7 protein-coding genes and 2 pseudogenes are annotated in these 8061 nt (G+C 42.2%); 2 read left to right on the top strand and 7 right to left on the bottom strand.

Annotated features, from left to right (window positions below):
- Positions 1–320 precede the first annotated feature (320 nt).
- Both QUA70_RS27345 and QUA70_RS27350 read right to left on the bottom strand, forming a co-directional pair.
- A complete protein-coding gene (locus QUA70_RS27345; RefSeq protein WP_333336329.1) occupies positions 321–1793 on the bottom strand; it encodes an MBOAT family protein in 1473 nt (490 codons plus the stop codon).
- A 355-nt stretch (positions 1794–2148) separates the two neighbouring features.
- Positions 2149–3117 (bottom strand): annotated as a pseudogene (locus QUA70_RS27350) (IS701 family transposase).
- Between the two features lie 576 nt (positions 3118–3693).
- Between QUA70_RS27350 and QUA70_RS27355 the strand changes: the two are divergent.
- Both QUA70_RS27355 and QUA70_RS27360 read left to right on the top strand, forming a co-directional pair.
- Positions 3694–4161 (top strand): ISAzo13-like element transposase-related protein, encoded by a 468-nt coding sequence (locus QUA70_RS27355; protein WP_333336126.1) that lies wholly within the window; start codon positions 3694–3696, stop codon positions 4159–4161.
- A complete protein-coding gene (locus QUA70_RS27360) occupies positions 4139–4780 on the top strand; it encodes an ISAzo13 family transposase (protein WP_333336128.1) in 642 nt (213 codons plus the stop codon). Before QUA70_RS27355 ends, QUA70_RS27360 begins: the two co-directional genes overlap by 23 nt.
- A 46-nt stretch (positions 4781–4826) precedes the next feature.
- On the opposite strand, the gene QUA70_RS27365 is transcribed toward QUA70_RS27360, so the two are convergent.
- From QUA70_RS27365 to QUA70_RS27385, 5 genes and pseudogenes are all read right to left on the bottom strand, one after another.
- Positions 4827–6416, bottom strand: a complete 1590-nt coding sequence (locus QUA70_RS27365; RefSeq protein ID WP_333336131.1) for a serine hydrolase — start codon at positions 6414–6416, stop codon at positions 4827–4829.
- Positions 6417–6783: 367 nt separating this feature from the next.
- A complete protein-coding gene (locus tag QUA70_RS27370) occupies positions 6784–6957 on the bottom strand; it encodes a hypothetical protein (RefSeq protein WP_333336141.1) in 174 nt (57 codons plus the stop codon).
- Positions 6918–7448: an HNH endonuclease signature motif containing protein gene (locus QUA70_RS27375; protein ID WP_333336134.1), complete on the bottom strand. Its 531-nt coding sequence runs from the start codon at positions 7446–7448 to the stop codon at positions 6918–6920. The genes QUA70_RS27370 and QUA70_RS27375 overlap by 40 nt, the downstream gene beginning before the upstream one ends.
- Positions 7449–7454: 6 nt before the next feature.
- Positions 7455–7562, bottom strand: a pseudogene (locus tag QUA70_RS27380) (group II intron maturase-specific domain-containing protein); the annotation flags it as partial.
- Between the two features lie 15 nt (positions 7563–7577).
- Positions 7578–7964 (bottom strand): reverse transcriptase domain-containing protein, encoded by a 387-nt coding sequence (locus QUA70_RS27385; RefSeq protein WP_333336136.1) that lies wholly within the window; start codon positions 7962–7964, stop codon positions 7578–7580.
- Positions 7965–8061 lie beyond the last annotated feature (97 nt).

The raw sequence follows: 8061 nt of genomic DNA on the forward strand, positions 1-8061 counted from the left end.
GTCATTGGTTTTCTCACCGGATGGTCTTGGATTTTACATTCTTTATCTCTATCACATCTTTAAAAAAATGGTATTACCTGGATCGTTAATGGTTTAAATGCGTAACAGCTTATGAGGACTAATGAGTTCTTCAGTCCTCTGTGAGAGGACTTTAGCTATGAGACAGGGAATTCATTCCCTGGCGGACTGTTGGGTCAGCGGGAGGACTGGCGAACTAAAAGCTTAAGTTGACACTAATAGGTAGCGGGGAATCACTTCGGCGCACCTCAATGTCGTCGTAGGGTTCGCGCTGTACACTTTACGGGAAATCAAATAATACCCTAAAAATCAAAATAAATATAAGGCAAACCGCCTTCGGGAGCCAACACCCAAACCGCATACAAACAAAGTGGCACTAACACCAATTTTATAGGCCAATTTAACTCCAACTTCAAACCCCGACTCAACGCATAATTCCCCAGCATCGCCACAGCCAAAGCAGCCAACATCCAAGTTAAATGTACTCTTTCCAAACCCAAAGCTTCCACATAAACTTTATCTGCAAACTGCACGTCAGCAGGGTGCCCCCACAAATGCGAAATCGCCCATCCAGAATCCTTTAAATCGGGAAGTCGGAAAAAAATCCAAGTACCAAAAACCATCGCCTGAGTCAATAGCCAACCGATCGCAATCCCGATCGGATTTTCCCACAAAAACTCGCTCCGCAACCGCTTAAACAGCACATCAGTCAACCTGTGAACCGCCAAAGCTAAACCGTGTAAACCCCCCCACACAATAAATCCCCAAGCTGCCCCGTGCCAAATTCCCGCAATTAACATGACGATCGACAAATTCAGACAAGTGTGCCACAAACCGACTCGCGAACCGCCCAAAGGAAAATACAAATAATTGCGTAGCCAATCGCCTAAAGTCATGTGCCAGCGTCGCCAAAAATCAGCTATGCTGGCACTAAAATAAGGAAAATCAAAATTTGGTGGCAAATACCAACCCAGCAGCAAAGCAGTACCGCGCGCCATGTCAACATAGCCACTAAAATCGAGATAAAGTTGCAGCCCGTAAGCAAAAATAGCCAGCCACAAATCCTCGCTACCCGCCCGCTGCAAGTTGGTAAAGCTTAAATCGACATAAATTCCCAAGTTATCTGCGAAAAGACCTTTTTTTACTGCACCAAAGGCGATCGTCCAAAGTCCCTCAGAAATGCGATCGGGCGTCGGAAATTGCTGAGTTTTCAGTTGATATATCAAGTTGTGATACCGAGTAATCGGCCCGGAAATCAGTTTTGGAAAAAACAACTTGTAAGCAGCAAAGTGCAGCAGCGAAGTAGCAGCAGGCGCGCCTCGGTACACGTCAATCAAATAAGCAATGCACTCAAAGCAAAAGAAACTCAATCCCAGGGGTGCGATGACGTGACTTTTCACCCAGTCAGCCCCGTCGATAGCTAAAGGCCAATTTAACAAAGTGCCGATCGAACTCAATAAAAAAGGCACATACTTAAAGCCCAGAAGCAGCAACACATTCAGGCAGATGCCTATCCACAGCAGCAACAAACGGCGGCGGTTCCAAGATTCATTAGCAATCCGCCAATCCAGAGGTTCCCCAATCGCCATCGCCAAGCAGTAATTAAACAAAGCACCAACTAACAGCAGAGGAATGTACCAAATTTGCAGCGAAGCGTAAAAAATTAAACTACCCACCAACATGATGAACAGCCGCCACCACCGCAGCGGAACCAACCAGTAAGCCGCGAACAAAACCAATAGAAACAGGGCATATTGAAGGGAGATGAAAGTCATACCATTTTAGATTTTGGATTTTAGATTTTGGATTTTAGAATTGAGAATGGCTTATTTGGTATGGGTTTGGATTACGAGCCTACTGTTGCATTATTTTTATTAATCGAGACTTTGCTAAGAACGAGATTTATCAGGGATTTTAGCCGATCGCCGACACGAAAACAGGCCCTCGGTAAGTCTCTACTATATAGTCGGCAACTGAGAACTGCTACATTTTACAGCACAAAGGTTAAATGCTGTTGCAAATTAAATAAATCTTGCCTGCTATAAATTAACTCTCTTACGAACAATATAAAATTCGGTGAAAAAAATCTAATAGGACTTACGCATTGACAAAAAACATCATCTATGTATTCTAGACAAGGCCACCACTACTAAAGTTTGCTAAAATCGGCTCACGTATAACTGAAGTGAATAGATTCCTTTGGACTTCATACCAGTTACTAATTATTTTTTCAGACCGCATCAACTCTAATTTAACACTCATCTGGAAGTGAACAAAATACATGAGTCTTGATTGCACAGGTATCTCTTACCATGAACCGACAAATTCCACATACTTGCTTGATGGCTCTATGAAAGGTTTCAATTCGCCAATCAGTATCATGAATTGTGATAAATTCATCTCTTGTAATCTCAGGGATTTTTTCTCACTTTGGCAAAGAGAAAATAGAGTGTCTAGACGCCTTTTTTTAAAAGCTTTTTCTAAACAACTTTATAAATCCCAATTCTTTTAAATGAGTTATTAATCCTGACTCAGGAATTGCCAGAGTGCTTACCTGGCAATAATTATGTGGCTCATTTGATACAGTCCTTTTTTTTTCAATTCCGAATATAAAAGCCAAATTCTGGTTTTTTGGAAATTTCTAGTTTTCCACTTCTGAATACCAACTATCTCCTGTTACTATTTTTGGCTTGACTCCCCAATTTCTTATTTCACTCACCATTTCTCTCAAGTAATCCTTTTGGGTTTTCCCTCCTTTTTATCATAAATTCTGTAATTTATTGGGACGCTCGTTACCATTAATATCGCTGTAATATAGGGTGATTAAATTTAAACCAATAATAGTTTTATGAGCTTTGCCTGACCCAAAATAACTAATCAATTCGGCATTTTTAGGGTCGCTGTCAATCTTTTCTCTGACTTTATCCTCTACACTTAGTATCCCTCCTGTCAAGTTGATTATTTTCTCAATCTCGCTGAATAAGTCTTTCGGCTCCTACCTTTCTCTTAACAAAAAGCTATTGATAGAATCGTGATCAACATCTCCCAATATCTCTGATAATCTGCTACATCCTCCCAACGCGGTGGTTCGGACAACAAAAATCAGGTGTAAAGGTCTATATTGCATTGTGCCGTAGAGGGTTTAGTTATTTTTCTCCTTGTCCGATACCTAGAAAGTAGACGACAATTATTTATCCATTCACTGTTTGGTTATTTTGTCAATGCGTAAGTCCTATTGGTGATCACTCTCACGCCGTCAGTCTCATATTCAGGAGCAGGATTAGCATTACTCAAGGTGGGGGAGACTCCCACAGCTAAAGTTGAGAGCGCTACCAGACAAGCAAGTCGGATGTTTAGGAATGAAAAATCAATAACTTGATGAATTATCAGATACAATGAAGAACAAGGGTAGATCGCTTACCTTACCAAAACTGAGAGCAAGTTGCAACAGTTTTTTTATTACAGTACACTATTTTACCTGGAAACCCAGGTTTTATTCTAGTTCAATTGAGTCAGAAATGAAGAAGTTTTATAACTCTTTATCAGAGAAAGATAAAAGAAGGTATGCAGGGATAGAGGCTCAAAACTTGGGCTGGGGTGGAATTAGCTATATAATACGACTTTTGGGATGTAGTCGAAATACCGTCCTCCAGGGAATAGAAGATTTTAAAAAAAATGGAGCAACAGATAGAGACAGTCAATAATTCAAAAATTAGAAATTCTGGAGGTGGGAGAAAAACTATTTTATCTACCCAAATCGGAATTGATGCCGCCTTTTTAGAAGTTTTAAAATTTTCCCCAGCCGGAGACCCAATGAATGAGTTAATTAAATGGACTAATTTAACACAGAAACAAATAGCTCTAGGACTTAAAGAAGCCGGATTTTCTGTCAGTCTTCCCCTACTAACGAAACTCTTAAAAAAGCATGGATATGTAAAACGAAAAGCCCAAAAAAAGCAAACAATAGGAAGTAATAAAAATCTTAATGCTCAATTTGAAAAACTTGCTAGGCTCGACACACAGTATAGAGAAGCAGGCAACCCCATTATTAGTTTTGATACCAAAAAGAAAGAAGTTTTAGGTGATTTGTATCGTTCCGGTACTCTTTATACAACCGAACTTGTCCTTACTGTCTTACCATGATTTTTGGAGTTTAGGTTGCGGGAAAGTAATTCCACAGGGAATTTACGCTTGCCAAAAAAATAGAGGGTATGTAACATTAGGCAACAGTAAGGAGACCAGTGAATTTGCTTGTGACTCCATCAAAAACTGGTGGAATAATTATGGAAAAGCCGCTGCTCCCAATGCCAATTCGATTTTAGCTAAGTGTGATGGTGGCGGCAGCAATAATGCTAATTATTATATCTTTAAACAAGATTTACAAAAATTAGTCGCTGAAATTGGAATTGAGATCACAATTGCTCATTACCCTCCGTATACATCTAAATACAATCCCATTGAACATCGACTCTTCCCTCATATAACCAGAGCCTGTCAACGAGTGATTTTTACAAGTCTAAATTTAGTCAAAAGTCTCATGGAAAAAACTCACACTAACAAGGGTCTATCTGTAGTTGTAAATGTGCTCGATCAAATTTATAAAATTGGTCGAAAGGTGAGTGATGATTTCAAGAAAAACATGAAAATTGTTTTTGATGAATATTTACCCAAATGGAACTATCGAGCCGTACCTCAACTCACACTAATTAATCAAGTTATTAATTGTTTATTCCTTAGTTTCATAATACAAACTGATTTATAGTTTGATAAAGTCTACAACACTAGCCGGAAAAAACCCGGTTGAATTTTCAATTTTTAATTTTCACTTGTGACTCGGCTGGCGTTTCCCCACCGTACAAATAGCGGTAACTCATCCGAGAAATCTCCCGAATCAATGTTTGAGCTGGCTTCTCGCTTTCCGGCGAATGCTTCACCATCACCGCCACCAAATAACGCTTACCGTTCGGCAAATCCACCATCCCCGCATCCGCTAGCATTGTATCAATGTTGCCGGTTTTGTGAGCAATAATTGAACCTTCGCCTAAACCTTTCGGCAGCAAAGAATCATTTCTAGTTTGGCGCATGATTTGCAAAATACGATCGCGCGATTTCACAGATACCAAATTACCCCGATCGATCTGGGCTATGATATTAATCAAATCCTGCGGACTGGTAGTATTAGTTCCCTCCAAATCAGGCAAATTATTGCGGAGAACCGTCGCCTTCAAACCCCAATTGGCAAAATGCTGATTCAACACTTCAGCACCTCCCAACAACTCAATCATCATATTTGTCGCCGTATTGTCGCTGACAACAATCATCTTTTGGGCAACTTCCAAAGCCGAATACTTCTTGCCCGCAGCCTGGTCTTGCATATCTCCAGAACCGCCGACAATGTGTTCGGACTTCAGCGTCAGCATCTGATCTAACTGCACTTTGCCCTCATCTACTGCTTGGAAAAAAGCTACTAAAATTGGCACTTTGATCGTGCTAGCTGAAGCAAAAGCAGTATCCCCATTAAAATTTAGGTAGCTTCCAGTATCTAAATCGACTAGAAATATTCCGGCTGTCAAACTAGGATTTTCTGTTGCTAAAACCTGAACTTGCGTTTTCAAAGCTCCTAATTCTTGATTCAATTGCAGCACTTCTGGGGTTGCGGATGCCGCAGATGCGCTATCGGCTGGGTTTTTCTGCCCTGCGGTGGTTTGTTCTTCTGTCGCTACAGTGGATGCTCGACTGACGGCATTTACCACCGACAGCAGCGTACCGCAAATCACCGCTATCCCAACTCCCAAAATCAGCAAGCGAGTAGCGTACACCAACGGCGGCACGCTCCGAGGTGCAGAGCGTTTACCCGGTCTCTGACTCGCTTGTGGGCGCGGTTTAGGCACGGGGCGTTTGTTGGCATCTGCGGGGATTACCGTGTCTGAAATGCGCGTTGGGGGCGAACTGGGACGACTTCCACGGGTGGCAGGGGGAGTGGCAGTTGGGAGCTGGCTGTTGGGATTGCTGGCGATCAAACTCACATCTTCCCGCTCCTGATTCGGGTCCGGAAACTCAAACATATCGACAGCAGCGAGGGCTTTTTTGCGTGGTTGGCGAGTCTTCGACTGCGGAGTTTTGCTGGTTCTGGGTTTTCTGGGGTTAATTGCCGATCGGGGATCGGATAAAAAGTCTTGTGTAGTAAATTCTTCCGAAGATGTGGGAGAATTGGCTCCATTTCTGCTGCCGCGGCCCTGTTGCGGTGGCAAAGTCGCAGGTTCGGGCGATCGAATTTCTGAATTGCCGTTTGGCGGTTGCGGAGGGCGACGGCGGCCGGAGTTGCCAGACTGACTTGCTTTGCCGGACTTAGGCTGCTTTGAGCCGGAGTTTGGAGAGGATATCGACGAGGATATCACCGATAATATCGATCCTTTGGGAAACCGCTCTGCCACGTCTTACTCCTTCATCACTACTGTAAAGTTCAAGTTTAAGATTTTTCAGCTTGTCAGCCAATCAATTTTAGATTTTAGATTTTAGATTTACCCCAGACGCTGCATGGTATCAGCAACCGGGTTTATTGCTCGCAAATTATCGCAAAGCTTAGGTTTTTAGTCAAGAAACCCGGTTATCAAGGTGACAAGTGGGTGCAGGAAAGTTCTCTGTGAAAAAAATCCTCAATCTGCTTCGTAAAACTTCCCCAAACTTGACTAAAGCTATCTTTAATCACAGTTCGGCGTTCACTTCCTGCGCTGTTGGGTGGTCGGCCATCCCAAGATAAGCAGGCTATCCCCCAATAGCCTTGGGTTCCCAATTTAAAATAATTAAAGTCAGCGAAGGAGTCGCCTCCTCCACTGCTCTCCAAAACGGAACGTGATAGTTTCCCATCATTCCGCTCCTCAATAAAACGGCTGTTGTCATCAGTACGTCGTTACCAACATATCGTTTTTCCAAACCCAAGAGCTTGGTTCCACTGGTGGCTTAGGTTTAGCACTTTTGCAGCTAGATTTGTTACCGAGACTGCCATCATTGGCGGTCTTTGTGTCGTGGCAATGTCGATGAAGTAGTTGCCAATTATCATACGAGTCCCTTCCACCTTTCGATTTGGGGACGATGTGGTCAACCTCTATCGAATCTCCATCTTTGAAGTAGTTATCGCAGTGAGCGCATTTCCCTTTTTGTCGCTTGAGTAATTTAGCCACTCTTACGGGTATTTCGGGGTGTACTCCCATTCTTGAACTCCAATATATCCAGTCCCCGTCATAGGGTGATGCCATCCCTTTTACTTTTACATAGCGCTTTATTTCGGTGGAGCTATGTTGTATTAGCATTTGAGGATTGTTACCCTCTCCGGTTGCGAACACCCAGTTATTGCTTTCTACGGTTTTAAAGTATTTGCGGCTTATCCACTTTTTACTTTTATTCCTATGACGATGGCGACCCCATTTCATGAGCTTTTAAAACACTAGATTCTTCAGCCTATCAAATACTCTTTGGCTGACGACAGTTGAGAAGTATTTACACCAACCCCTTATGATAGGATTGATTTTCTTAATTAAAATCGCTGGGTTTAATCCTCGCTATTTATTTATTACTTCAGCAACTTTTCTGTAGTGCCTTTTCTGACTCTCTTTACTGGGGGTGATAATAGTCTTATAACCTAGTGATCCGCCCCTGCTTTTGGTTCCTGAATTGTATTTCCCGACTGGGAATTGCCTGATGTTAAACCCTAAAAAATCGAATCCGGGTTCTTCATCCACTAATTTATTTAGGGTGTGGGCTAATCTTGTCTTACTCGGTTTTAATTCTAACCCAATGCCACTCAACCACTTCTCTATCTCCAATTTACACAGCTTTATGACTTCTAAATCCTCATGAAGGACTACAAAATCATCTGCGTATCTAATCAGTGAAATCGATTTAAGCTTGTCTCTTACACTCAATTGAGTGTTGTCAGGTCGCTTCATATCGAATTTTGGGGCTAAACCCAGGGTAAGAGCATCTCAATCATGCTTGACAAAAGCACTTGAGAATTTGCATCATATAGTCATTGTTCATCGCAGC

Origin of the sequence: Microcoleus sp. LAD1_D5 (assembly GCF_036702115.1) — a bacterium.
Taxonomy (GTDB): Bacteria; Cyanobacteriota; Cyanobacteriia; order Cyanobacteriales; family Microcoleaceae; genus Microcoleus.

Coding starts and splice junctions, on each gene's coding strand:
- QUA70_RS27355 (WP_333336126.1), top strand. CDS start 3,694: ATGGAGCAACAGATAGAGACAGTCAATAATTCAAAAATTAGAAATTCT.
- QUA70_RS27345 (WP_333336329.1), bottom strand. CDS start 1,793: ATGACTTTCATCTCCCTTCAATATGCCCTGTTTCTATTGGTTTTGTTC.
- QUA70_RS27375 (WP_333336134.1), bottom strand. CDS start 7,448: ATGAAATGGGGTCGCCATCGTCATAGGAATAAAAGTAAAAAGTGGATA.
- QUA70_RS27385 (WP_333336136.1), bottom strand. CDS start 7,964: ATGAAGCGACCTGACAACACTCAATTGAGTGTAAGAGACAAGCTTAAA.